Origin of the sequence: Microcoleus harperi Pol14_C6 (assembly GCF_036701295.1) — a bacterium.
Taxonomy (GTDB): Bacteria; Cyanobacteriota; Cyanobacteriia; order Cyanobacteriales; family Microcoleaceae; genus Microcoleus.
This window is the reverse complement of sequence record NZ_JAUBQN010000040.1, coordinates 33,861-58,539: the sequence shown is the minus strand read 5'-3', so window position 1 is coordinate 58,539 and position 24,679 is coordinate 33,861. Positions and strand designations below refer to the sequence as shown.

Sequence of the window (24,679 nt, the reverse complement as noted above, 5' to 3'; positions counted from 1 at the left end):
TTTTTGGCATAGGGGGTTTGGCCTCCCTGTGAATCGGCTGCCCTTAATTATAACTAATTATCCGAACCTGATATTACTTCTTTCGGGTGTTGACGCTAGATTTAAATAATATCAATATAAGTGTTTATAAAAAAACAAAATATATTCTATTGTTTAATAGAATCAGATAAAAGTCAAATAATCAATCCCGTCACCTGAAAATTTTAAGGCGATTTTTTGGCAGGTGGGGCTGATTTTCTAATCGTCCTGGAATCAGCGAAATAACGGATACAAACCGCTTGCATACTTACTGAGGGCGAGCTTGCGATCGAGCTGGCTGAGTATTTTTGCTCGGTATAGTCGCCTTAGAGCCTAATTTTTGGAAATAAAGACCCCCGATGGTGGCTAAGAATATTGTGTAAGCCGCCGCTTGGACGAGATAAAGTCGATCTCTGTATCCAAATAGTGCTTTGAGAACGACTCCCGGAAATTCCCGATCGGGCAAAGTTTCCGCTGCATTCCACACCATCGGGCCTAAAATACAAGAGTGGAGTGGTGCGAGGCGATCGTAATAAACACAAATCGTTGCATAATTGCTATTCATCTGGGACAAAATCACAGCGGCTTGGTCAAAATGTTTGAGTGCAGATATTGCCAAACCTGCCACGATTAACAGCAACAAAATCCCCATAAACTTGAAAAACAGGCGGATATCAATTTTTACACCCCACTTGAACAGTAGCGCGCCAATGATTGCCGCCCCAGTCAAACCGCCCAAAGCTCCCAAAGCGGGACTCAAACCTTGTTGAAACTGAGCACTGACAAATATAACTGTTTCAAAACCTTCGCGCAGTACCGCAATAAAAATTAAGCCAAATACGCCCCAGCCGGCATTAGTATTTTCTGTCAAAGCTGCTGTAACGGATCCTTCAACTTCTGCTTTGAGAAAGCGCGCTTGCTGAGTCATCCATATTAGCATCCAGCTTAGCATTGCGATCGCCACAATTCCCAACACGCCCTCTAATAGCTGTTTAATTACTGGTGCGTAAGGCTGCTCGGATGTTGATAATACTGCCAGCAATCCATTGAATAGAACACCGACAAAACCGCTAGCAGCAATGCCGGCTCCGACACCTGCATAAACCCAAGAATTGAGGTAACTTTGCTCGGCTTTTTTGAGGCAAGCTAGTACAATTCCGACGACTAAGGCGGCTTCTACGCCTTCGCGCAGGGTAATTACAAAAGTCGGTAGCGCTTCACTAAAATTCATTTTTTATAATCATGGGGCATGGGGGAGAGGGCATGAGCATGGAGCCTTGGTTATTGGTCATTGGAAATAACAACTGACCAATAACCAATAACCAATGATTAAATCAACTATAATCGCGCAGCATTTTTTTCAATTCTACTTGGTGCAATTCTTCCTGTCCAATTAGATTGCGGGCATATTCTTCCAAATAAACGCTGGAGTCCGTCACAACTTCAAGTAAAGATTTATACTTTTTAAGCGCTTTTTTCTCGTGATTTAAACTTTCTTCCAATAAGTCTTTCACCGAGTGTTTGTAGGTTTCTTCGATGGGAGCAATTTTCTGACTGGGATGCCCCTCTAAACCGGTGAGAATTTCTCCTGCTTGTTGGGCGTGGAGTAGGGATTCCGTTGCTTGTGCTTTAAAAAACTGCACGATGGGAATCCGGTTTGGTCCTGTCACCATTAGTGAATAGTGGGTATAGCGCACGACCCCTGCAAGTTCCCATTCCATGATGGTGCATAGCAGTTCCTGGGTTTTTTTCTCGTCAAGTTCTTTCATTTGTTGTTTTAGAAGTAGCAGGCCCGAGAGGGCGCTGTTTATAATACCACATTTAAGTTGAAAATGAAAAGTAAGGTGCTGATGGCGCACCTTACCGGAGAGATGTTATATGTGAGTTACGGGTTAACTTCTAAGGTTCCAGCAGGAGCAAACACTACAGTAAACTTAGCGACTGGTGTTGCACTGTTACTGCTGCTAGTTTCGGAAGATTTCAGCAGATTTGGTAAAGGAGTTTCTTGGGTGTAATCCTTAGCTGGTTGATTGAGAGGCTCGAAATTGCCGATCGCCCCATCTTGACTTGTAGTGACTCGATACACTAGATTTTGATTGAACGTAGGGCTAGTTTGCCAACTTCGATCGATGCGATCGTAGAGTTTTAGAGCTAACTCATCTATTTTTACGCGATCCGTAATTTCTGCTGTCTGATTTGTTCCATCCACCGCCTGAACTTCCTGCAGGCCTGCTGATACAGGTACAGCTTGGACAGTCTTATCTGTACGGCTACTCGCAATAGCCGTTTCAGTAGACGTATTAGTGAAAGGTACAACCTCTGGAGACTTGTCAGGCAGCTTTTTTTTGGTGTCAATAGCTAAATAGGAATTATGAGCAGCCGAAAGCACACTGCTACTAGCAATAGCTGGTTGGGTCCGCCCCTTAGCCACAGCATTAGCTGGATTTTGCCCCTCAATTGTCAAAGACTTGACGTGAAAACCGCGAAACTTTTCTTTTTGGCTAACGCGCCACATCGCGATGGGGAAAGTCATAAAGAAAAGAGTTAAAACTCCGACGCTAACCCAAACTATTTTGTGCATCTCCCTGGCTGGGAGCGGCTTATTTTTTATTTCCATCATCAAACCTCACATTACTTAAGTTAACGGCAAATAGGGAAATAGAGGATGCCAGCACATAGCTGTGGCAGCAACCAACAAAGCAAACATCCAGAAAAATATGGTGCGGCTTTTAACATTCTTATTTTTCCAGAAAGCATGGAGAATTGGCCAACTGATCAGCCAACCCACAAGCAACATAGTTTCTTTGCCTGTGTAACTGCCGATATTTCCCCACAATTCGCTATCAGTCTTGCTTCCTGGAATCCAAGTACCGAGATTCCAAACAATTTTTTCTGTGGCTTTCGATGTGTCTGACAAGTGGTGAGTCACCATCATTGTAAAACAACCAATTGCTGCACTAATTACTGCCGCAGCGGCCGGTCCGGAAACACTAGGTGCTGTTTCTGCTCCTTCGGCTAAACCGCTGGGGAAGTGTTTTAATTGCCTCCAAAATTTCCCGTATAAAGGTTCATTGTCCGGCTCATTGTGGCGGGATAATTGTCTAGTCATTGTAAAAATATCCTAATTTTGGTAATTGGTAATTAGCCCTTGCTAATGCTAAAGTCAACTAACTGTTAATTACAAAGCGTGGATTTTAGCCACACCAAGCCCGCTCACCATGCCGCCCATTGCGAAAAACATGATTGCCATCAAAGCCACGCAGGTAGCTGTTAAAACTGGGCGATTTTGCTTTTCTAAAATCGAGTTGCCGTAGTTCCACAAAATCCACGCACAAGCTACTGTTAAAGGCAATGTAAACAGCACGCTAAATTCGTGATATTCCATCAAAACGTACTGCGCTAGAGGAGAGTTTTCTTTCAGCGCTGCTCTAGCTCCGCCGAAATCTATGCCTGCTCGATACCGCATATAAGCCCAATTGCCAGTAGCAATGGCCAAAAAACTCAAAAGAGTTGACCAAAAGGCTAATGTACGCATTTGCGGCAAGATTTTAGGGACACCCCGCAACAATGGAAATGCTAGATGTCCTGTATAAACCATTACTACTAATGCCAACATTGCACCCATGCCGTGAATGGTTCCCATCCACCGCTGCCAAGGACTCGGATGCAGTAGGTTAACTAAAGGTAAAAACAGAAATAAACCAGCGGATAAAAAGCTAAGTCCGTAGACAGAAACTTGAGCGATATCTAACTGTTTGGGAAATTCAGATGGAACTAAATCAGTAGTTGAGTCTTGGGTTGAGTGCTGCACCACTGGCAAACATCCTGTAGGTTGTGCGGAAAATTACTTGAGAATCAGCGCATTAGTATTTTGAGTTTCTTGATAATGCAGCTCGTGCGGGCAAAGCCGATCGCACATTGGCGCGATCGACAACCGCAAACTTACTGGTAATTATATTGACTAGCAATAATTCGGACTTTGTAGTTTCTCGAACACGCAATACTTTTGCTGTGACTAGCTATGTGCTAATTTCACTACTGCGGTCGTTAAAAAATTAATGCTATTTATTCTCAAGAGTTGAGAATAAATCCAATGAGAGATTTTATGTTTATTCTTTATATTTTTTTAATATTTTTGTTCGATCTTGACGGTGAATACAATTTTGCAGTTGAATCTGTAAAGAAATATTGATAATTCTTATCAAAAAGCTTCAATGTGGGGGTGGTCGGTAAAATATCCGAATAATTCTTCAGGATTATTTAATGTAAAATTTCTCATCCTCAAAATTCTGCGTTTGAGGCGGTAATCTATATCAAATAAGCGATCGCCCGCCACTAATCCCCCGATCGCTCGATCGCATTAATGCCCCCAGAGGGGGTTTTAAATTTTTGTAAAAAATAGTTGACTAAAGAGTTGGAACTTCTCTCGTTTGGGATAGATCGATGCACATACCTGATGGTTTCCTTTCACCGCCAGTAGCCGTTGCCACCGGCATAGCAAGTGCAGCAGTAATTGCTGTTGCCCTGAATCGAACCCGCGCCAGTCTTGGACTTCGACAAGCCCCAATCATGGGCTTAACTACAGCTTTCGTGTTTGCAGCCCAGATGATCAACTTTCCCGTAGCCGGCGGCACCAGCGGCCACTTGTTGGGAGGGGCGCTCGCATCCGTCGTTTTGGGGAGCCCTTGGGCGGCAACTTTAGCGATGAGCACAGTTTTTATAATTCAGAGCGTCTTGTTTGCCGACGGGGGCATCACCGCCTTGGGAGCCAATATTTTTAACATGGGGCTAGTTGGAATTTGGGCGGGCTGGTGGCTGTTGCAGCCGTTGCAGCAACTGTTGGGAGGTTCCCGAAATCGTTTGCCGCTAGCAGCAGGGATTGCCGCCGCCCTTAGCGTTGTGGCTGCTTCGATTTGCGTGGCGATCCAATTGGCAATTTCTGGTACAGTAGCGCTCAATATCGCATTGCCAGCAATGGTAGGGGTACATATTTTAATTGGGATTGGCGAAGGGGTAATTACAGGCGGCGTTTTAACTTATCTCGTCAAAGTGCGGCCGGATTTACTGCCGGGACAACAGCCACAATTGCAGAAATGGGTAGTGCCTGTAATCGGAGTTTTATTAATTTCGGGGGTGCTTTCGCTGTTTGCTTCAAGTTGGCCTGACGGGTTAGAAGCGGTAGCCGAAAAACACGGCTTTAAAGATAAAGAAGCTGTGGCGATCGAAAATCCTACTCCTTTAGCAGATTACACAGTTAAAGGATTAGAAGAACAGCCTATTGGTACTAGCATTGCTGGACTTTTAGGGTCTGCTTTCAGCTTCGGGGCGGCCTTTGGCATTGCTCAGTTGGTAAAACCTAAAGATGTCTAAACTTGCGATACCTTTTCGATTGCGAGTGTCTCTGATTATTGTCATCGGCATAGGTTTTATGAAGACTGGCGCTTGGCTGTGGCTGGGAATCTATGGGGCGATCGCACTTTTTTGGTCATTTTGGCTGAGGGCGCCGGTGCGAACCCTAGCGCAACTGTTGGGAGCAGAATTGCTTTTTCTCTCCTTATTAGTGCTGCCCCAAGGTTGGGAACGTGCCAGTTTTCTGTTGCTGCGTTCCCTAATTTGCCTGCTAATTATGAACAGTTTTCTGCTAACTTTGCCGCCCCACAGTTTCGGAATCGCTCTCAAAGGATTACCCCTACCAGCAGGTTTGCAAGACATTGTACTTTTAACGGGACAATACTTAGAAATCTTGCTAGCCGAAGTCAACCGCATGAAAAGATCGGCGCAACTGCGAGGCTTATCTGGTACGGGAGGATGGCTGCGCTACGCCAGTGCTTCCATGATCGGAGCCCTCTATTTGCGAAGCCTCGATCGGGCAGAAAGAGTACACGCAGCCATGCTAATTCGCGGCTATCAAGGAACTTTACCTCCTGACTCAAAATCGACACCAAAAGAGCGACTTTGGCTGACATTAGCAATTTTAATGGCAGCCGGATTAACAATAGCTTCTTATGGTAATTGGGAATGGGCAATTGGTAAGTAGCTGGACATCTATATTGCGTGTCCGAAGAGAGGAACGAAGCAATCCCAAAGCCTTACGATTGCTTCGTTCCTCGCAATGACATCATAGTGTTTATTGAGCTCGACCTACTTAATTAATTAATTCATTCCTCTACCTTTTGCCTTCTCCCTTCCCCTCTCTGCGCCCTCTGCGCTCTCTGCGGTTAAATACTCTTAATCCTAAAATCGAGGAAAATAAAAATTGACTAGAGTCAAATCCGTCCCAACAATCGAAGTGCAAGACTTAGTATTTGGCTATCCCGATCAAAAGCCAGTATTGCGGGGAATTTCTTTTACATTGCAACCGGGAGAAAGAGTTGCTTTACTCGGCCTGACAGGTGCTGGGAAAAGCACTTTGCTCGAAAACTTGATCGGCTTAAAAATGCCTCAATCCGGTGAGATTAGAGTGCAGGGAAAAAAGTTGGAACCGACGACCTTATCGCAGGCGCGCAGGCAGATAGGATTTTGCTTTCAAGACGCTAACGACCAGCTATTTATGCCGACTATTTTAGAGGATGTCATGTTCGGGCCACGCAATTACGGAGTGCCGCCGGGAGTAGCGCGCGATCGAGCTTTAGCGCTATTAGACGAATTCGGTTTAGTAGAATTTGCCAACCGTTCTGCCCACGAACTTTCTGGAGGTCAAAGAAGGTTAGCAGCCTTGGCAGCAATTTTAGCATTAGAGCCGGCAATTTTAATTTTAGATGAGCCAACTAATGGACTAGATCCCTCGTGGCGGCGTCACTTGGCGTCAGTTTTGTCCCAATTGCCGATCGAGGTAATTTTGATCGCTTCTCACAACTTGAATTGGATCGGTAAAACGACTCAAAGGGCTTTAGTTTTAGCGGATGGAGAGATTAAAATTGACAGAAAAACCCAAGATTTGCTGGCAGACCAATCAACCCTCGAATATTATAATTTGCCACCAGATTGGTAATTAGTCGTTACTTAGCTCGCGAAACGGTTAATTTAACGCTTTTTGACGAATGTAATCTCAGGATTTTATAGGCAATACAGGCATTTCTTGAAAGTCAGATTGTTCTTAAGTCAACCGTATTGCAAGATACCATATTCTGTTAACATGAAATTTAGATGCGTTCGCCCTCGCCCTTGTCTCAGGTCAACCTACTCCCTGTCGAGACCGGCGCGAGATTTGCCAGGGGAGGACAAACAGTATCAGGAGCGAGCCGGTGACAGCCACTGACGATATGATTCCGCAGCAGTTCTATCATGGCACACGGGCCGATCAGAAGCCGGGAGACCTAATCGTGCCCGGCTACACTTCTAACTACGGTAAGAGGTAATAAGGCAGTCTACGTCTATCTGACTGCCACCTTGGATGCGGCTACTTGGGGGGCCGAGCTGGCCCTCGGCGAAGGACCCGGCAGAATCTACATGGTGGAACCGACCGGCCCGATTATGGATGACCCCAATCTGACGGACAAGAAATACCCGGGTAATTTCACGAAGTCATACCGATCCCGGGAGCCGCTGCGCGTCACGGGCGAGGTCACGGATTGGCAGGGGCACTCCCCCGAAGCGCTCAAGGCCATGAAAGACCACATTGAGCGACTTAGGCAACTTGGTATTGAGGCAATCGACGACTAAGTTACTCCCCGCATTATCGGGCAGTCGATGAGCGTGTGGATACGATTCGATGATGCGCCCCTCCTTTATAGCCTTCTTCCTTCTTCCTTCTGCTATGCCTGTAATTAAAGCTGGAATTTGCGAACTGTCTCGTTGTACAGATGAATAGCTAAATCGCGCAGAATTTGTTCATTTTGAAACTCACTTCCTAACTTCTGGTTTACCATTTGAACACACATTTTCATCAATTCTGATGAACTTTCCACGTGAAGTACGATCGCCGTTTGCTTTTCTTCAAAACAGGGCGCGATTTCTGTCAGCATTTTGACCGATTGACCATTCGCAATTTCCTCTAAATTTTCAGCTCTTTTTTCCTGCTTTTTCTTTTGTAGTTCCTCAGAAAAACCTGCAGCAATTATCCCTGCCGGTAACGCAAAAATTCCGATACCCAAAAATGCTAACATTGCTCCTAACAATTTCCCTAAACCAGTGATTGGATAAATATCGCCGTAACCGACAGTAGTTAATGTCACAACTCCCCACCACATTGCATCGGGGATACTCCCAAAAGTCTCTGGATGCGCCTCGTTTTCAACAAAATACATGACGCTAGAGGCAAATATTAACAAAATAAAAACTGCAAAGGCAGTGGCAATTAATTCCTCTTTTTTAGCGTACAATACTGCTCCTAGGGTTCGGAATGACTCGGAATAACGGCTCATTTTTAGCAAGCGTAACAAGCGCAGAACACGAATTAAATTAACGAAATTTAGGCTAGGAAATAACAGAAACAAACAAAAAGGTAAGATTGAAATTAAATCTATCAAACTTAGAGGTGTAAGAGCATATCTCAATCTTCCCCAAAGCGGGTGGCTGTATCTGCGATCGACTGTAGACACCCAAAGCCTCAAAATATATTCTATTGTAAATACTAAAGAGGAAAAAAATTCTATGTTTGCTAAAAGCGATGTGTATTCTGGCGACAGTGTGGGCAAAGTAGAAGCAATAAAAGCTGCAACATCTATCAGGATTAAACAAGTTATAAAAACATCATCTATTAAACTGTATAAATTGCTTGATTCTGAAGTTTCTAAGATTTCATAAATTATACTTTTAATTTTTTTACGCATCTGAGTTTGTCCTAAAAAAGTAGCAATTAACGACCGCCTTAGATTACAGTATAAGCAATTAAATTAAAAAAATTAAGCAGGAGTTGCCCTCAAGCTAAAAAAATGGTTTCTTCAGAGAGCGTCTTGTTGCGAAATTCAATATTTCTCGGAAGTATGGTGTTTGGGGAAGCGGCATTCTAGTAAAATTTAGAGTTAATCTGGAAAGAATTTCCAACTATTACTGGGTTTGCAGGCAAAAATCATGAAGGTAGCCGTATTCAGCACCAAATCCTACGATCGCACATTTCTGGAAGCAGCGAATGTCGGCGGCAAACACGATTTAGTTTTTTTTGAACCGCGTCTGAACCTGGAAACCAGCGTTTTGGCTGCTGGATTTCCTGCAGTCTGCGCGTTCGTGAATGACTCTTTGGACGCGAAAACGCTGCTCAGCATTGCCGAAAAAGGCGTCCGCTTGCTGGCCCTGAGATCGGCGGGATTCAATCACGTCGATTTAGCAGCAGCGAAGGATTTAGATCTAACTCTCCTCCGAGTTCCGGCTTATTCTCCCTACGCAGTGGCCGAACACGCAGTCGCTCTGATTTTGTCCCTCAACCGCAGAATCCATCGGGCTTACAACCGCGTCCGCGAAGGCAATTTCGCCCTAGATGGCCTGTTGGGTTTTGACCTCCACGGCAAAACGGTGGGAATCGTTGGAACAGGGAGAATTGGCGCAATTACTGCCCAAATTCTGCACGGATTCGGGTGTCGCCTGCTGGGATACGATGTTTACCAAAACCCAGATTGCCTCGCCATAGGCATGGAATACGTCGCACTCCCGGAACTATTCGCAGCCTCTGATATTGTCAGTCTCCATTGTCCGCTGATACCGGAAACTTACCATTTGATCGGTGCAGAGGCGATCGAGCAAATGAAACCGGGGATGATGCTGATCAATACCAGCCGCGGTCAGTTAATTGACACTGAAGCTGTTACCAAAGCACTAAAGTCTGGTATAATTGGCTACCTCGGTTTAGATGTTTACGAACAAGAGACGGATCTGTTTTTTGAAGACTTGTCAAATCACGTCATCCAAGACGACGTTTTTCAGCGTTTGCTGACTTTCCCCAACGTTCTGATTACCGGACACCAAGCTTTTTTCACCGAGGAAGCTTTGAAAAATATCGCCGAAACCACGATCGGCAATATCACCGACTTTGAACAAGGACGCCCTTGCCCGAATCAAATCGACCTCGCTCAAGTGAAAAAATGAGTCAAAAGACCGATTTGGCAGCGGAGGCAATTGTTTAAAATCAAGTCATATCGTTATTTTTGCTTGCAATTTGTGAAACTCTGCCTTAGTCTCATCAATTAGTCCCTGCAGCGCGGATGCTGTGCTAATTGCCGGAGAATTATACTGGCAGCAATTCACAGCCTGCAATTTTACCTGACAACGGAGGAAGTATTCAATGACACAAGCTAACTTTTCGGACGAGACACAAACAATCACTGAAGTTGTGACAGTAGATCTGGTGGAGGACAAACCGGGGGTCATGACTACAGTGACAACCACGGAAACAACGGCCAACCAGTTCCAAGATATTAAAGACCAAGTTATTACAATTTTGTCGGAACTTCCAGCCTATCTCTCTAATTTTTTTGCTGACTACCAAAAGCCCCTCATAACTGTTGGTTTAATTCTAGCAGGCGGTATTAGTATTAAGGTAATGCTGGGAGTTTTAGGTGCTCTTAATGATGTCCCTTTGGTAGCTCCAATTTTTGAGTTGATTGGCATGGGATATACGGGTTGGTTTGTTTATCGCTATCTGCTCAAGGCTTCCGATCGCCAAGAGTTGTTAACGGAAATTGATTCTTTAAAAGAACAAGTTGTAGGTAAGGATTCTTAAACGGATGTTGAAGGAAGAGGGAAGAAGGAAGAAGGAAGAAAGAGGATTTTTCCCGCTCTCCCCTCTCCACATCTCGGACTCCTCCCTCTCCCCCTCTCCCACTCTCCCGCTCTCAATTTGGATGGCAAACTTGTTGCAAAGTGGCGGTAAAGTCGGGGTAGGAAATGGCAGCAGCTTCGGCCCGGTGAATGTTAGTAATACCTGTGGCGTTGAGCGCTGCGATCGCCAAACTCATCGCTATTCTGTGGTCGGTGTAGCTGTCAACATCCGCACCGATCAAAGGAGTTCCCCCGGTAATTTCTAAACCGTCGGGTAACTCGGAAATTTGGGCTCCCATGCGGTTGAGTTCGGCAGCAGTCACGGCCAGTCGATCGCTCTCTTTGACTCGCAACTCGGCCGCATCTCGAATTATTGTAGCACCCGACGCAAAGATTGCCGCTACGGCCAAAATTGGGATTTCGTCAATCAGTCGGGGAATTAAGTCGCCCGCAATGGTGCATCCCCGCAATTGGCTGGAACTGCGAACCAAAATATCCGCTACCGGTTCCCCAGCCGCCTCTCGCTGATTTTGCAGTTCAATATCGGCCCCCATCATCTCCAAAGCTTCCAAAATGCCTGTACGAGTTGGGTTGACGCCGACATTTTCGACTACGAGTTCCGAACCCGGGACGATCGCCCCAGCAACTAGCCAAAATGCCGCCGAACTAATATCCCCCGGTACAATCACATTCTGCCCTTGCAGTTGTGTCGGTCCAGTAACTGTCACGCTACAAGTTTCTGGATCGACGCTCAATTTGGCTCCAAACGCTCGCAGCATCCGCTCGCTGTGATCCCGCGACAGAGCGGGTTCTGTGACTGTAGTTTCTCCGCTGGCCATCAAACCGGCGAGCAAAATGCAAGATTTAACTTGAGCCGAGGCGATCGGAGAATGGTAGTGAATCGGTTTTAACTGCTGTCCGAGTATCCCTAAAGGAGCTAAAGAATTGCTTTTTCTACCCCAAATTTGCGCTCCCATTTGTTGCAGCGGTTTAATGACGCGCGACATGGGGCGCGATCGCAAAGAACTGTCACCCGTTACTGCATAAAAACGCCCCGGATGAGACGCTAAAATTCCCAACATCAGCCGCATCGTTGTGCCGGAATTACCTGCATCCAAGACATCCACAGGCTCCTCTAACTGACCAATTCCGACGCCCCGGACTGTCACCCGTTCCGCGTTGAGTTCAGAAACTTTGGCTCCCAGGAGCGAGAAACATTTAGCCGTGCTGCGCGGGTCTTCCCCTAGGAGTAGTCCTTCAATTGTCGTTTCACCTCGGGCGATCGCACCCAACATCAAAGCTCGGTGAGAAATCGACTTATCGCCCGGAACTCGAATCCTCCCCACCAGCGACAAGCCCGAGGCCGGTTTTTGAATGCTTAAAGTTTGGCTTTTGTCAAGAAGCGTAGTAGTTATAATGTCAGCTTGCATTGAGATAAACTAGGATTGGATGGCGTTAGCTATCCTACCTTTTTCCCAGTCCTAAGTCAGTCGTCGTTTGTACGGCCTGCGGGTTTTTTCCCAATGTGTCCGGTTAACTTAAAAGCTGATTAAACTCGCCCGGAGACTCCGCTGTCAGTTATCGAGGACACAGGAGTGCGGACGCAGCAGTACGGATTTCACTTTAATTTCACCCCTATTATCTGTGTATATGCTTAGATTTCATGTCTAGCTCTCAGTTATCGACCAGATGATTCAATTGTGACTAAACAATTTTAGATTTTCGATTGCGAGTTATAGATTTTTCATTTTTTTAAGCAAAAGCTCCGGAATTTGGAACCCAGCTAATCTAAAATCTAAAATCTCAAGCTTAAAATCTCAAATCTCAAACCCCCCCGATCCACAACAACTCCTACACTTTTGTTTATGCTGACGCATCACCGCAAGCCTGTAAGTTTATCGCTGGTATCCACAGATTTACCATTGTGGTCAGTTGTTGAAACCGCTGGTACGCTTTATCAAAAAGACCGCGATCGCTTTCACTTGTTGTTACACGAACCAGCAATAATCGATCGCCAATTTTCCGACACCTCGGACGAATCTGCCGAGCAAGTTACAATCTTGCCCCCAACTACAAAACCCCGGTTGCTCTGGCTAGAAGTTTCGCCCTATCGAGTCATTATGACCATGCAAGGAAACGGCAAATACAGTTACCGCCACTGCTGGGAACGGGGAATGTACGGCCTGAGCCGTTATTGGCTTCAGGGCGAATCGCTGGCTACTCCGGAACAGTTGCGACTCCGCAACTTCACCCGCAACTTGACGCTGACAGGAAAGCCGGAACCCGGACACTTGCAGTTAGAATACGAGTTGTGGTCGGAGAAAGTACAACTCGGTCGCTATATTTTGAATCTAGAAATTCATCACTAAAAATTGGTTAATTGCAAAGGGGTAGAGAGTAGGTGAAGGCGACGCATTCCTCAAATTCATTCACCCCCCGTGGGTTTTTACGGTTCGCGCGGCCATCTCAAAACTCAAAACTCTTAGCCTTTAACGATCGCTCTTACAATAATTAATCAGTTTGCTAGTCAAAGCGTCTTGATTTGCGGCTGCTTGATTTGCCTGTTGCCCTGCTCTAATAATATCTGCTTGAGCTGTTTGGATTTGCTCTCGACCTTCTATACTTGTAGAAGCGAGATTTCCAGCCTGAAGGCTTTTGCTTATGTCGCCGAGTGCTTGACTAATTTCATGGAAAGATTTAACCGATGGCTCCTGAATTTCTTTGAGGGTTTTATCTGTTATTCGCAGAGCCTCAAGTTCATTCGCTATCAGGTTCAAATTTTTAGCTAAATTGTCGGTCGTTGCAGCATCGTTGCTGTCTTTATTAACATCAAGGAGAGCGTTGCCTTTGTTGACAATTTCAGTAAATTTAGTACACTGGACAGCTCGACTATTGCTGCAACTAATCGTCAGCATACAGCAAGCAACAACTATCAGCAGGATGGTAATCTGTTTGCGAAAAAAGTACATGAACCCTCGGTTGCAAAAAAAGTAGATTCTGGGATTTTGTCGTAGAGTGCGTCAGCGATTAGCCGATATATCGACTGTCGAAAAACTTTCGCGGCATTCGGACACGCTCTACTAAGCTAAACTACGTACCTGTTTGGGAACTATGGTCAAAAACAGCAATAACCTAAAGAAGGGAAGCATTTGGGGATATCTTACCCTGCTTTTGCCTATTTCCTTGACGGCGGTTGCCAGTTTCGAGTCGGGAACGATGTTTTGGGCGATCGCCACCACAGCGGGCATTGCTTGGGCTTGGAGGCTCTACCAGCAGCAACAAAAACACAAACTCGCTCATTTAGACTCGGTTTTCTACAAGTTAATCAAGGAAAATCAAGGGCGAGTTACGGCTTTGGATTTGGCGATGAATGCGAAACTCCCCGGAGAAAAGGTTCAAGAGTATCTTGACGAACGAGCTTCTGAGTTTGCCGCAGATTTTGAAGTGACGGAACAAGGCGGAATTTTGTATTATTTTCAAATAGCTCCACCTGTGACTCCAAGCGAAACACTTAATGCGGCAATAGCTGTTCAAGAGCCTCCCATAAATCTGGAAAAAGCACAAGATAAAAAACCAAATTTATTCCCCATTACTCAAACCAAGACTCCTCAAAAGCCCAAAATCTCTTTTACCCAAACCGAACTCTCCCGCAGATTCAAAGTTCACGCAACTACGATCGGCAAGTGGAAACTTAAGCCGGAGTTTGCTCAGTGGAGCCGCGAAAAAGACCCGGAGGCTATCGCCTGGGAATATTCTACAGAAAACAAGCGATTTTATCCCAAAGATTGAGTTTCTCCGATATTGACGAAAATATATCAATAAACCGGGTTTATACAACGCTCTGCGGTTGGTAGCGAAGAATTTGGGAAGAAACCTGGTTTCTGAGACTTGAGCGCGTCCAGGACTGATTTTACTGCCGTTGACCGATCGACCTCTTTAGGTTATTTTAAGTGAAACCGTGTTTTGCTGAGTTTGCTAAGTAAAAATCGGTAAATTTGATCGTCCTATCTGTGACTTTTTTGTCCTATGTCCAAACCAACCTTGCGAGTAGTTGCCCGCCTCGCTGCCTTTCCTGACAAAGTAGCAGAACTTAAATCTCTGCTGCTGAGCATTATGGAACCCACTCGCAAAGAAAAAGGCTGCATCAAATACGAACTCCTGCAAAATCAAGCCGATCCCACAGATTTTACCTTCGTTGAAGAGTGGGAAAGTGCAGATTTGCTCGAACTACATCTCGGTTCAAATCACATTCAAGACGCCGTGCAGAAATTAGACGGTTTGGCCGTTGGACCTCCAGATATCCGCCGCTATGAATTGCTAGCTTAATCCGGTTTGTAGAGCAATTTTATTAAGGTTTTTGAATTAGCTTTGACCCCCCTAGCCCGCCTTAGTAAGGGGGGGACAAGAGCCAGAGTTAAAATTGTAGTAACTTCGGAAAACTTTATGACATTAGCAACCATAAAACAGTTATTCACTTATCCAATTAAAGGGCTGACACCGCAAGAAATGTCGGAGTTTGCTTTAACAGCAGGACACGGAATTAAGGGCGATCGAGCTTTTGCCCTCATGTTTGCAGATAATATTGAAGCTGCAAAGATGCCCGCCCAAAATGTCCCTTGGATGAGCAAAAAACATTTTGCCGTCCAAAATGATTGGCCGATGTTAGCAGCTTTGGAATGTGATTATCAACCGGAAACGACGGTTTTAACAGTCAAGCGTCAAGGAGTTGAAGTGTTATCCGCAGAAACGAACACAGCAGCGGGGCGCGATCGCATCGGCAGCTTTTTCACAGAATATTTGGCGACAATTGAACCCACAAAAGAAGCGAGACACCCGCAGTTTGCACCTTTGCATTTAGTCGGTGACACCAGTGGCGAAACTCGTTATCCCGATCGAGAACCCGTACACATTTCTTTACTCAGCCAAGCCACATTAGACCAATTAACAGAAATCGCTCTTCAAAACATTGACGTGGGCCGATTTCGCCCGAACATTGTGCTAGAAGGTATGGCAGCTTGGTCTGAATTTGAGTTGATCGGAAAACAGTTTCAATTAGGCACGGCGCGCATAGAAGTTACAGCACGAATCGGTCGCTGTGTCAATATAGAAGTGAATCCCGAAACAGGCGATCGGGATATTTCCCTACTTAGTTTACTGCAACAGGAATTCGGTCACGCACAAACTGGAGTTTTAGCCAAAATTATTAACAGCGGCACAGTTAAAATCGGCGATGTTTTGACTTCTTAATAAAAAGCAACATTAAGATTGTGAATGCTGGCTAACTTCCTCTACTGATAAACCGAGTGCTTCTGCCACTTGCTGTGTATTCAATCCCATTGCCAACAACCGAGGGATGGCATCCCGCCGCGCTTGGGCTTCTGCACTCAAAGCCTGCTCTGCTAAGGAAGCTCGTTCTGTACCTGTCAGCAGCAAATTGCCCTCGCTATCCCACCACCACAGCCACAGCATTGTCTGGTTTTGATAACTGCCTTGCCACAATCCTAATTCTACGCCCATTGGCGCGATCGGATAATGACCGCGATCGTTCGGAAGCAACTGCTAGTAAAACCCGTTGTTGAGGTTGTAAACCTCCAGCCTGCCACTATTGATCTCATAGATGCCATAAAACGGAATCCGCATGATCCGCTCATATACCCAAAACTTCCCAGGTCTTTGCGCCGCTCCAACTTCCGAGTACGATAGTGGGGTTGTGTCCCGCTCTTCTGAACCATCTCCTGATGCGAACTCCAAAGCAATCATCGGAGCCATGAATTCCCCCCACAGCACGTAAGAGCGACGGATCTGATTTCCTAGTTTTGGTGGCACATTCGGCACGTAGAACCAGTCTGGAGCTTCTGCTCCCTTTTCAAGGGGGTCAGTTTCTCGCCAGTAGATGCCGCAGTCTTGCCGTATAGCATATTGCCCATCGGGATGAAGCTCTTGCAATACCGACCCGATAGTATCAGTTAAAAAAATGCTCTGGGGATGCTCCTGAAAATTCTTGACGAAAGTGCCATCTTCCTCTGGCAGTTTAGTGTGGTCGGGGAAGGGAGAGGGAAGGACAATCTTTTCGGTTGCCGGGGTCATGCTACCTCTCAAGTATTGCAGCTTCCTAAATATATTAACTCATCCTGCTTCCGGCACCCTCACCTTATTACCAATCAAGTTCAGAAAACTCGTTCCAAAATGTTGAACCTCCAAAAAATTAGCATAAGCAGGAGTTGACTTGTAAACTCTAAAAGTCCGCATAATTCCTAAAGTCGCGGCACTTTCCAGGGGGCCGATAAAGCTAGTATCTCTGTCCAAAAAATGAGACTGCTGAGCCCAGTGTGCCATCTGTTCCGCATTCAAAAAATAGCAGCCGGAATGAGGATTTAACGCCCGCTCAAAAGCTACTGTTTGTTCCATGATTTTTCCCATTAACTGCCGCTGCTCCTCTACATTTTGAAACGGAGAAGTCGCTGAGTCAGCTAAATCACCATCAACATATGCTTTAAAAACCGCGCCTTTAGGCGCTATTTCATAGCGATTAGGTTGCAGCAAATTTCCATTTCCCCCGTGATGCGTAAACCACTTTAATTTACTAAAAAACCACGGATCGTGCAGAACTAAATCATCTTCCAAATAACAGAAATAATCGTATTTGTTAAGACACGCTCGCAAAACAGCTTGACACTCAAACCCCAAAAGCAGCGGTTCGCATTTGGTAGCGTGGTGCATAAAACATCTAGGTTGCACTGGCAGTTGAGGCAACAGATGATAACCTTGAGTAGTGCAAATAACAATGTCAATTTCGTGCTGTTGAGATTGATTTGCTGGGATAGTTGCACATTCGCTAATGTCAATCATGGACTGAGATTTGCCGTACAAAGCTTGCAGCGCTGTGACGCAAGCTGTTAAAGCATTTAGTCGCGGTTGCGGATCATTTCGCTGAGAAGCGTGTTTCCCCTCGCCAGTGGGATTGTAAAAGTGAGCAATAGTGAATAGAATTCGCATTGGTGTGGAGTAACAATTAGAAATTAAACAATAAAACAGTAAGATCGCACAATAGCCTCTAAATTTTACCGCATTTAGTCACCAAATAACTCCGGCAGGCGATCGCGCAACTCAGCATTTAAACGTGGCAACTCGTCCCGCATCTGTAAGTACCAATCTCGGCGCTGCCGGTAGTGCCCGCACAGCAAGCGGTTGTCGCGCACCCATTCGTAAGCATTCGCGGCTATTTCCCGGCGCCGAGAAGTGTCAGAAATCAGCGAATTTAGTTTGGTTTCAAACTCTTTTTCATATCTATAAATCAATCCTGTTTCACCTTCGACAATCGAATGTTCGTACACAGTGGGACTTGCCAGCACCGCTACTCCCCGCGCTGCACATTCAATAAATTTTAAGTCGGATTTTGTTTCGTTAACCGGGTTGGAAACAAGCGGTAGCAAAGCTATATCGCAACTATACATGATTTCTTGATACCGTTCGTAACTGCAAAACGGTTCAAATTCTTTTTGCTGTATTTTCAAGGATTCAAAAAATTTTCTGTCGTGGATTACTTTAACTCGAATCCTGTGCTTGTGTGCGACTAAAACTCGATTGAGTGCTGCCATAATCGGCTGCCAATCTTTTTCGCGGTTGAGTGCACCAAAAAAAATTGTGACTGTATCTTCTGCCGGATAAATTCGCGGCGGAGGTAGATAAGCTAAGTGATTGGGAAATACAGCCACATTTGGATTGTATTGGCGCAAAATTTTGGCCAGGGGTTCTGTAGAAGTTTGCACGCAGTGACAGCCGCGATAGCTGAGGTAATTATTATCTGCATATTCGCGGCGACGGATGGGATTGTCGTCAATTTCAGCTACTATTAAATAGCCTTGTTGCAACAGTTCTTTGAGTTGGGGAATGTAGGCGGGATATTGCATAATTGTCCGCTGCCAAATGAAGACTTTTTCTTCTTCCGGCAGGGGAGGAATTAATCCTGCTGTTTTCACGTCGGATACGGTGCGGACACCGGGAATTGTGGCGCTAAATTTGTCCGGTTCCAAAACTCGCACGCGATCGCACCCTGTAGGAGCCATAATGATAGTCTGAATCAGCAGTCTGCGTGCAGGTACGGTCGATTTGGTTGATCGCACGATATAATGTTCAGCACCTGTTTCCGTAGCAAAGCTGCTCGATGTGAGTTCTAAAGCCTTTACCATTGGATGCAGTAATTCCTGAAAGTGGACAAAATTTTCGGTTTTGTGTCCTTTCCCTTGAAATTCGTAAACCTGCAATCCGGCTTGAGCAAATAGTGATTTAATACTTTCTAGGGTAAACCAGTGCTGCATCTTGCTGTCGGGATTCTCCCACTGTCCCCGCAGCAGATTGACAATTCGCCGCCAGTATTGAACATTAGGGATTCTAGCGAGAATTTGCCCCTCTGGATTCAGCAAAGCACTGTACTGCTTGAGGACTTCCCAGGGATTTTTCAGATAGGGTAGCAAGTCGCCAAAAACCAAACAATCGACGGTTCCTGGAGCGATTTCGAGACTTTCGAGAGCAATTTCTTCAATATCGGCTACCGTCACCCAGTTTAGCCGATCGACTGCAATTTTAGCTTTTTCTCGATCGCATTCAATGCCAATATACTGACAATGGGGATTGATCAGTTTGTACTGTTCGCCCGTCGAACCCGTACCGCAGCCAATTTCGACAATGACTTTAGCATCCGGCGGTAGCAGCTTCAAGAAGTCGTGGTTGGCGCGATCGATCACTTTGTCTAAAATTCCTGATTAGTTTATCGTAAAATAAAACAGAGCAACCCATGCCGACAGACAACCAGCCGAAGGTTAGCATTGCGATGCCAGTATACAATGGCGATCGCTATCTTTGTCAAGCACTAAAATCCCAGTTGCGAACTTTTTTTATTTTCTCTTCTCTTGGTCTACGTTAAGAGCCTTTCCTTTAAATCTTATTCACAAATCCTCCAGGATTGCTATATGTTAGCAAATATTCGGCAAAATTATAATCTTTTCTCTAGCCTACCTTTTTGAGCACAAGTGAGCTGATTAATTCTGCTTTTTCTCAAAAAAACCACACTACACTGTGCTAAATACATTAGAAACTATGAACCCTATTCGAGGAATGAACATCGCCGGCTACATCAACGGCGAATTTGGCATAGGAGAAGGTGTCCGAGCAAATATCAGAGCTGCAGAAGCCGCCGGTATTCCGTTCGCCCTAAACAATTTTACCCGCAGTCCCCACCGCAAGAAAGACACCACCTATCAAAATTTTAGCCAAGATAATCCCTATCCCGTAAACTTAATTCAAGTCAACGCAGATGAAGTTGCAACCTTTATCAAACATACAAGTTCCAGTTACTTTCACAAAAAATACAATATCGGCTTTTGGGCGTGGGAACTTCCCGCCTTTCCCCCAGAATGGCAGCCAGCATTTAATCACTTTCACGAAATATGGACTTACAGCAACTATTGCGCCGAAGCAATTGCCGCAGTAGCGCCAATTCCGGTTATCAAAATCATGCCTAGTATTGCTCTCCCCGCACCTTCCCTGAAGAGAGAAGCACTGAATTTACCGAAAAATAAATTTATTTTCTTGTTTGTCTTCGACTTTTCTAGCCGCATCGAGCGCAAAAATACTTTGGCGACGATTAAAGCATTTAAACAAGCTTTTGGGGAAGATAACAGCGTATTATTGGTCATCAAATCTTCTAATTCCAATAAATTTTCAGCAGCGCAAGCATCCTTAAACTCAGCCATAGCAAATAATTTAAATATCCAACATCTAGACGGGTATTTGTCCAAAAACAAACTTAACGGCTTGCTATACAATTGCGACTGTTATGTATCCTTGCACCGCTGCGAAGGATTCGGATTAACCATGGCTGAGGCTATGTTTTACGGCAAACCCGTAATTGCCACCGACTATTCATCAAATACAGAATTTATGAATGTCGGCAACAGCTATTTAGTCAAGTATAAGTTAATCCAAATTGAGAAAGATTTCGGACCTTACAAACAAGGCAATGTTTGGGCCGAACCGGATGTCGAACACGCGGCAGATTTAATGCGTCATGTCTTCAACAATTACCAGGAAGCTCAGCAAGTTGGAAGAATAGCTGCTGATGAAATTAAAACTTTACTGAATCCGCCAACTGTCGGGAGAAAAATTCTAAACCGTCTCGAATATATTGCCGGAATTACAGATAATTTCAAAAGTTTGGAGGGCGGGATACGGAAACAATCTTTTCAGGGGGCGACAGCAAAAAATGCACGACCTTTAGTTAGTATTTGTATTCCGACATACAACGGCGCGGCATTTATTGGCGAAGCGATTCAAAGTGCTTTGGCCCAAACTTACCCTAACATAGAGCTGATTATATCCGACGACGGTTCCACAGACGAAACAGTTGCGATCGCCCAATCCTTCCAATCCGAAACCTCAGTCGATTTCCGCATTATCCTCCACCGCAACTACGGCTTATCACAAAACTGGAACTTTTGCATATCTCAAACAAAAGGTCAATACATTAAGTTTTTGTTTCAAGACGACTTGCTCGCACCAGAATGTATTGAAAAAATGGTCGCCGTCGCCCAACAAAACCCAGAAATAGGTATGGTTTTCTCCCCGCGAGGCATCACCATAGCTGAAAAAGAATCTAACCCGATTTTGCGGAAAGCTTCCCAATCAATTAAAGATTTGCATAAAAGTTGGTCTAATTTAAAATCTATTCAGCCCGGAAAAGAATTACTGGCCGATACTAGCTGCTTGAACAACCCCATAAACAAAATTGGCGAACCGACTACCGTCTTAATTGCTGCGCGAGTCTTTGAAGAAATAGGATTATTTGATTCGGGATTATCTCAGTATGTAGACTTAGATATGTGGTGGCGAATCATGGGGAACTATCACATCGGATTTGTAGACGAAAAACTGTCCTCACTGCGGATTCATCCCGAACAACAAACTTGGAAAAACTTCGCTGCTGGGGAAAATCATAAGGATGTAGTAAGATTTTACAAAAAACTACTAAATAGTCCTGATTACAGTTTCCTGGATCGACAAATCAAACAGACAATCCGGCAAAAGTTGGCATTGAGAACCCAGCCGAGTTTATCGGAATTGTCAGCAATGCTCGATCAATACAATAAATTCCCCTCAAAACAGCCTCTTCTCGTGCTGCGCCAATACCGCCAACAGCTAGCTGAATATTGGCTGAATTTGCCAACTAAAAAAATAGAAAGTGCTTATTTGAAAGACACGGGGAAAGCTCATAAATTGCTCCTAGGTAGCGCCCTCAAAAATGAAACTTTAACTGAGGAAGAACAAAGTTTTGTCCAGCACTTATCCTCCAAACTTGCTGAAGGAGGGGAAATTGCCGATAAGATTCAATATCTCCTCTCAGCGATGCTGTACCGCGACGCTTATCAGTTGCCATTTGAGTATAAAAATGCAGCAATTCCCCAGTGGTTCTTTGACGACTTTTTGAAATTTATGTTTCAGTCTCCCGGTTATTTTAAACACAACTCGGAAATAGAAAGTTACTCTAAATATTTCCAGCAGTTAATCAAGTACGTCGCTGGAAATATCGCCCGTTTTCCCGATTCAGAAGTGTGGCGTTATTTGGCGGCATTTATGGCGAAAAATGTTAGCTTCCAAGCTTTGTATTTGAGCGAGGAAAATCTGTTCAATATATTGAGTCAACGAAATGATATTCTGGAATTTTATTTGAAAAATATCTGCTGTCAAATAAAATGGGATTTTCCTCAAAGAGAACCAGAAATAACTAAAATTCGAGTTGGCTTTTTGCTTGACAAAATTAGTGATGAATCCGAGACTCGTGCTGCAATTCCGAGTTTTGAATATTTAGACAGAACCAAATTTGAAATTATCGTGTACTATTTCCAGGTACAAGACGAACGACTGGGGAAATATTGCGAAAGTTGCGCCGACAAACTGGTGCAACTGTCAGAAGATTTGCCCCAGCAAGTCCGAGAAATGCGATCGCACGATTTAGATATTCTGCTAATTTGCACTAATACCACCGACACTTGTCAACCAAGCGCGCTGCTGTGCCTGCACCGACTAGCACGGGTGCAAATAGCTAGCGGTGCATCAACCCCCGCCACCACGGGCGCCCGAAATATCGATTATTTGATTGCCGGAGATTTGACATTGCCCGCAGGTGCAGCACCAGAGTATCGCGAAAAATTAATTACTTTAAAAGGCTCAGGAGTTTGTTTAAGCTATACTTTAGAATCAGCACCTGCCAGAGTAGAACCGACTCGCAGCAGTTGGGGAGCTACAGACGAATCTGTAGTGTTCATGTCCGGCGCTCAAGCTTGGACAATTATCCCAGAATTGAGAGAAACTTGGGCAAAAATTATTGCGGCGGTACCAAATTCTATTTTAGTTTTGTATCCCTTTAGTTCCCGCTCAGAAAACTATCCGACAGTGCCTTTTTACAACCAAATTCGATCGCTCTTTGCCGAATTTGGGATTGAGAAAAAGCGTTTAGTTGTGATTAAAGCGCTGCCATCTCGCGCAGATTACATAAAATGTCTGGAATTGGCTGATATATATTTAGACTCCTATCCATACAGCAGTGCCTGCTATGTGGCAGAAGCGCTGTTGGTGGGGTTGCCTGTAGCGGTAAGAAAAGGCCAAACAACTCGATCGCGACAATCAGCCGCCGTGCTCGAAGAACTGCTAATTCCGGAACTGGTAGCAAACAGCGAGAACTCTTATTTAGAGTTGAGCACAGCACTGGGAAGCAACCCAGAACTGCGCCAGCACTACCGCGATCGAATCCAGCAAAAAATGGCGGCAAACCCGAAATATCTCGACAGTCGCGCTTGCTCGACCCAACTCGGAACACTCTTTGAAAGACTATTCCGAGGGTGAAGGAAGAAGGAAGTTCAGCAACTAAGCAGTGTACGGGATTTAACGGATCGATGTTGAGGGAAGAAGGAAGATGGCTCAAGTAAAGATTTTCCCACTCTCCCACTCTCGCATCCCGTTACCATTATGAGACCCGCGGGGAACCCCCCGCTAGGCAGAGCGTCAAGAAATAGACAGCAATAGCGCTAGCCCACTGACGGTCTGCTATCATCGGGGAATTGAGGGGTTAGTGGTTGTCGCTCTTTTCCTGCCACAGCTAAATTAAAAGGGGAAGCGCAAGTCAGTTGGAGATAAAAAAATGACAGGACTTTTTCAAATAGGCGATAAATTACTGCAAGCTCAGGATATGCCATCGCTCCTGAAGCGGTATCAGTTAATGCCGCAATTCTTGCGCGGTGTAATAGTAGACCAAGCGATCGCATCCTTTAGTTGCAGCGACGAAGAACGCAAATCCGCCATCGAGAACTTTCTGGCACAACACCAACTGACAGCCCCCGAAGCCAAAGAAGCTTGGCTGCGCGGCCAAAACATGACGGAAGAAGAACTTCAAGAGATGGCCGTCAGGCCCTTGCTGATCGAAAAATTTAAGCAAGCCACTTGGAGACCTAAAGTAGATAATTATTTTTTAACCCGCAAAGCCAGCCTAGACCACGTAGTCTATTCCCTGGTACGCACCAAAAATCCAGCACTGGCAAACGAACTTTACTTTCGCATCCTCGAAGGGGAACAAACCTTTGCTGAAGTGGCCCGCGACTATTCCGAAGGGCCCGAGTCCAAGTCAGGTGGCTTGTTGGGCCCAGTACCCCTCAGCCAGCCCCACCCGGCAATCAGCAAACTTTTGTCCGTCAGCCAGCCAAATCAACTCTGGACGCCGCGTCCTCTGGCAGAATGGATGGTAATTATTCGACTAGAAAAGTTCATGCCGGCCCAGCTCGATGAATCGATGCGGCTGCACTTGATTAACGAACTCTTTGAAAGCTGGCTCGCCGAACAGATATCGCAAATAGGCCCGCTACAGCCCCTCTCCTCCGTGTCTTCAATATCATGACAGTCAAGCATTTTGGTCAGGGGCCCC

22 protein-coding genes and 2 pseudogenes are annotated in these 24,679 nt (G+C 45.2%); 13 read left to right on the top strand and 11 right to left on the bottom strand.

What is annotated here, in order from left to right; genetic code table 11:
* Positions 1 to 286: 286 nt before the first annotated feature.
* From QUA27_RS22325 to QUA27_RS22305, 5 genes are all read right to left on the bottom strand, one after another.
* The gene (locus QUA27_RS22325) at positions 287 to 1,249 is read right to left on the bottom strand and encodes an FTR1 family iron permease (RefSeq protein ID WP_333070595.1); all 963 of its coding nucleotides are present in this window, start codon (positions 1,247 to 1,249) and stop codon (positions 287 to 289) included.
* 103 nt (positions 1,250 to 1,352) lie between these two features.
* A complete protein-coding gene (locus QUA27_RS22320) occupies positions 1,353 to 1,787 on the bottom strand; it encodes a ferritin-like domain-containing protein (RefSeq protein WP_332954961.1) in 435 nt (144 codons plus the stop codon).
* A gap of 116 nt (positions 1,788 to 1,903) precedes the next feature.
* Positions 1,904 to 2,551, bottom strand: coding sequence for a hypothetical protein (locus QUA27_RS22315; RefSeq protein ID WP_333070593.1), 648 nt, complete (start codon positions 2,549 to 2,551; stop codon positions 1,904 to 1,906).
* 102 nt (positions 2,552 to 2,653) lie between these two features.
* Positions 2,654 to 3,127 carry a hypothetical protein gene (locus QUA27_RS22310; RefSeq protein WP_333070592.1) on the bottom strand — a complete coding sequence of 158 codons (474 nt, stop codon included), beginning with the start codon at positions 3,125 to 3,127 and terminating at the stop codon, positions 2,654 to 2,656.
* Positions 3,128 to 3,196: 69 nt separating this feature from the next.
* On the bottom strand, positions 3,197 to 3,832 hold the full coding sequence (locus QUA27_RS22305) for a hypothetical protein (protein ID WP_333070590.1): 636 nt from the start codon (positions 3,830 to 3,832) through the stop codon (positions 3,197 to 3,199).
* A gap of 629 nt (positions 3,833 to 4,461) precedes the next feature.
* Here QUA27_RS22305 and QUA27_RS22300 point away from each other — a divergent pair.
* From QUA27_RS22300 to arr, 4 genes and pseudogenes are all read left to right on the top strand, one after another.
* Positions 4,462 to 5,388, top strand: a complete 927-nt coding sequence (locus tag QUA27_RS22300) for an energy-coupling factor ABC transporter permease (protein ID WP_333070588.1) — start codon at positions 4,462 to 4,464, stop codon at positions 5,386 to 5,388.
* A complete protein-coding gene (locus tag QUA27_RS22295; RefSeq protein ID WP_333070585.1) occupies positions 5,381 to 6,055 on the top strand; it encodes an energy-coupling factor transporter transmembrane component T family protein in 675 nt (224 codons plus the stop codon). The genes QUA27_RS22300 and QUA27_RS22295 overlap by 8 nt, the downstream gene beginning before the upstream one ends.
* A 219-nt stretch (positions 6,056 to 6,274) precedes the next feature.
* On the top strand, positions 6,275 to 7,009 hold the full coding sequence (locus tag QUA27_RS22290; RefSeq protein ID WP_333070582.1) for an energy-coupling factor ABC transporter ATP-binding protein: 735 nt from the start codon (positions 6,275 to 6,277) through the stop codon (positions 7,007 to 7,009).
* Positions 7,010 to 7,280: 271 nt separating this feature from the next.
* Positions 7,281 to 7,680: pseudogene (gene arr, locus QUA27_RS22285) on the top strand (NAD(+)--rifampin ADP-ribosyltransferase).
* Between the two features lie 104 nt (positions 7,681 to 7,784).
* Here arr and QUA27_RS22280 read toward each other — a convergent pair.
* Positions 7,785 to 8,654 carry an ion transporter gene (locus QUA27_RS22280; protein WP_333070596.1) on the bottom strand — a complete coding sequence of 290 codons (870 nt, stop codon included), beginning with the start codon at positions 8,652 to 8,654 and terminating at the stop codon, positions 7,785 to 7,787.
* On the opposite strand from QUA27_RS22280, the gene QUA27_RS22275 reads away from it, so the two are divergent.
* The 3 genes from QUA27_RS22275 (at position 8,611) to QUA27_RS22265 (ending at position 10,672) form a co-directional block, all read left to right on the top strand.
* On the top strand, positions 8,611 to 8,763 hold the full coding sequence (locus QUA27_RS22275) for a hypothetical protein (RefSeq protein WP_333070597.1): 153 nt from the start codon (positions 8,611 to 8,613) through the stop codon (positions 8,761 to 8,763). The two genes, QUA27_RS22280 and QUA27_RS22275, sit on opposite strands and share 44 nt — an antisense overlap.
* A gap of 267 nt (positions 8,764 to 9,030) precedes the next feature.
* On the top strand, positions 9,031 to 10,038 hold the full coding sequence (locus QUA27_RS22270) for a 2-hydroxyacid dehydrogenase (RefSeq protein WP_333070581.1): 1,008 nt from the start codon (positions 9,031 to 9,033) through the stop codon (positions 10,036 to 10,038).
* Between the two features lie 196 nt (positions 10,039 to 10,234).
* Entirely contained in the window at positions 10,235 to 10,672 is a 438-nt protein-coding gene (locus QUA27_RS22265) for a CAAD domain-containing protein (protein ID WP_333070578.1), read from the top strand.
* Between the two features lie 112 nt (positions 10,673 to 10,784).
* Here QUA27_RS22265 and aroA read toward each other — a convergent pair whose 3' ends face one another.
* Positions 10,785 to 12,140, bottom strand: a complete 1,356-nt coding sequence (gene aroA / locus QUA27_RS22260; RefSeq protein WP_333070576.1) for a 3-phosphoshikimate 1-carboxyvinyltransferase — start codon at positions 12,138 to 12,140, stop codon at positions 10,785 to 10,787.
* A gap of 435 nt (positions 12,141 to 12,575) precedes the next feature.
* Between aroA and QUA27_RS22255 the strand changes: the two genes are divergently transcribed.
* Positions 12,576 to 13,079 carry a hypothetical protein gene (locus QUA27_RS22255; protein WP_333070573.1) on the top strand — a complete coding sequence of 168 codons (504 nt, stop codon included), beginning with the start codon at positions 12,576 to 12,578 and terminating at the stop codon, positions 13,077 to 13,079.
* Between the two features lie 120 nt (positions 13,080 to 13,199).
* Here QUA27_RS22255 and QUA27_RS22250 read toward each other — a convergent pair whose 3' ends face one another.
* A complete protein-coding gene (locus tag QUA27_RS22250) occupies positions 13,200 to 13,679 on the bottom strand; it encodes a hypothetical protein (RefSeq protein WP_333070570.1) in 480 nt (159 codons plus the stop codon).
* Between the two features lie 142 nt (positions 13,680 to 13,821).
* Here QUA27_RS22250 and QUA27_RS22245 point away from each other — a divergent pair, with 142 nt between their 5' ends.
* From QUA27_RS22245 to QUA27_RS22235, 3 genes are all read left to right on the top strand, one after another.
* Complete coding sequence (locus QUA27_RS22245; protein WP_333070568.1) at positions 13,822 to 14,499, top strand: hypothetical protein; 678 nt, start codon at positions 13,822 to 13,824, stop codon at positions 14,497 to 14,499.
* 237 nt (positions 14,500 to 14,736) lie between these two features.
* Entirely contained in the window at positions 14,737 to 15,036 is a 300-nt protein-coding gene (locus QUA27_RS22240; protein WP_333070566.1) for a putative quinol monooxygenase, read from the top strand.
* 117 nt (positions 15,037 to 15,153) lie between these two features.
* Positions 15,154 to 15,957, top strand: coding sequence for an MOSC domain-containing protein (locus QUA27_RS22235; RefSeq protein WP_333070565.1), 804 nt, complete (start codon positions 15,154 to 15,156; stop codon positions 15,955 to 15,957).
* 12 nt (positions 15,958 to 15,969) lie between these two features.
* Here QUA27_RS22235 and QUA27_RS22230 read toward each other — a convergent pair.
* The 3 genes and pseudogenes from QUA27_RS22230 to QUA27_RS22220 form a co-directional block, all read right to left on the bottom strand.
* A pseudogene (locus QUA27_RS22230) lies at positions 15,970 to 16,797 on the bottom strand (Uma2 family endonuclease).
* Between the two features lie 39 nt (positions 16,798 to 16,836).
* The gene (locus QUA27_RS22225) at positions 16,837 to 17,706 is read right to left on the bottom strand and encodes a calcium-binding protein (RefSeq protein WP_333070564.1); all 870 of its coding nucleotides are present in this window, start codon (positions 17,704 to 17,706) and stop codon (positions 16,837 to 16,839) included.
* Between the two features lie 74 nt (positions 17,707 to 17,780).
* The gene (locus QUA27_RS22220) at positions 17,781 to 19,454 is read right to left on the bottom strand and encodes a methyltransferase domain-containing protein (protein ID WP_333070563.1); all 1,674 of its coding nucleotides are present in this window, start codon (positions 19,452 to 19,454) and stop codon (positions 17,781 to 17,783) included.
* Between the two features lie 352 nt (positions 19,455 to 19,806).
* Here QUA27_RS22220 and QUA27_RS22215 point away from each other — a divergent pair, with 352 nt between their 5' ends.
* Positions 19,807 to 23,607 (top strand): glycosyltransferase, encoded by a 3,801-nt coding sequence (locus tag QUA27_RS22215; RefSeq protein ID WP_333070561.1) that lies wholly within the window; start codon positions 19,807 to 19,809, stop codon positions 23,605 to 23,607.
* 295 nt (positions 23,608 to 23,902) lie between these two features.
* Positions 23,903 to 24,652, top strand: coding sequence for a peptidylprolyl isomerase (locus QUA27_RS22210; protein WP_333070560.1), 750 nt, complete (start codon positions 23,903 to 23,905; stop codon positions 24,650 to 24,652).
* Positions 24,653 to 24,679 lie beyond the last annotated feature (27 nt).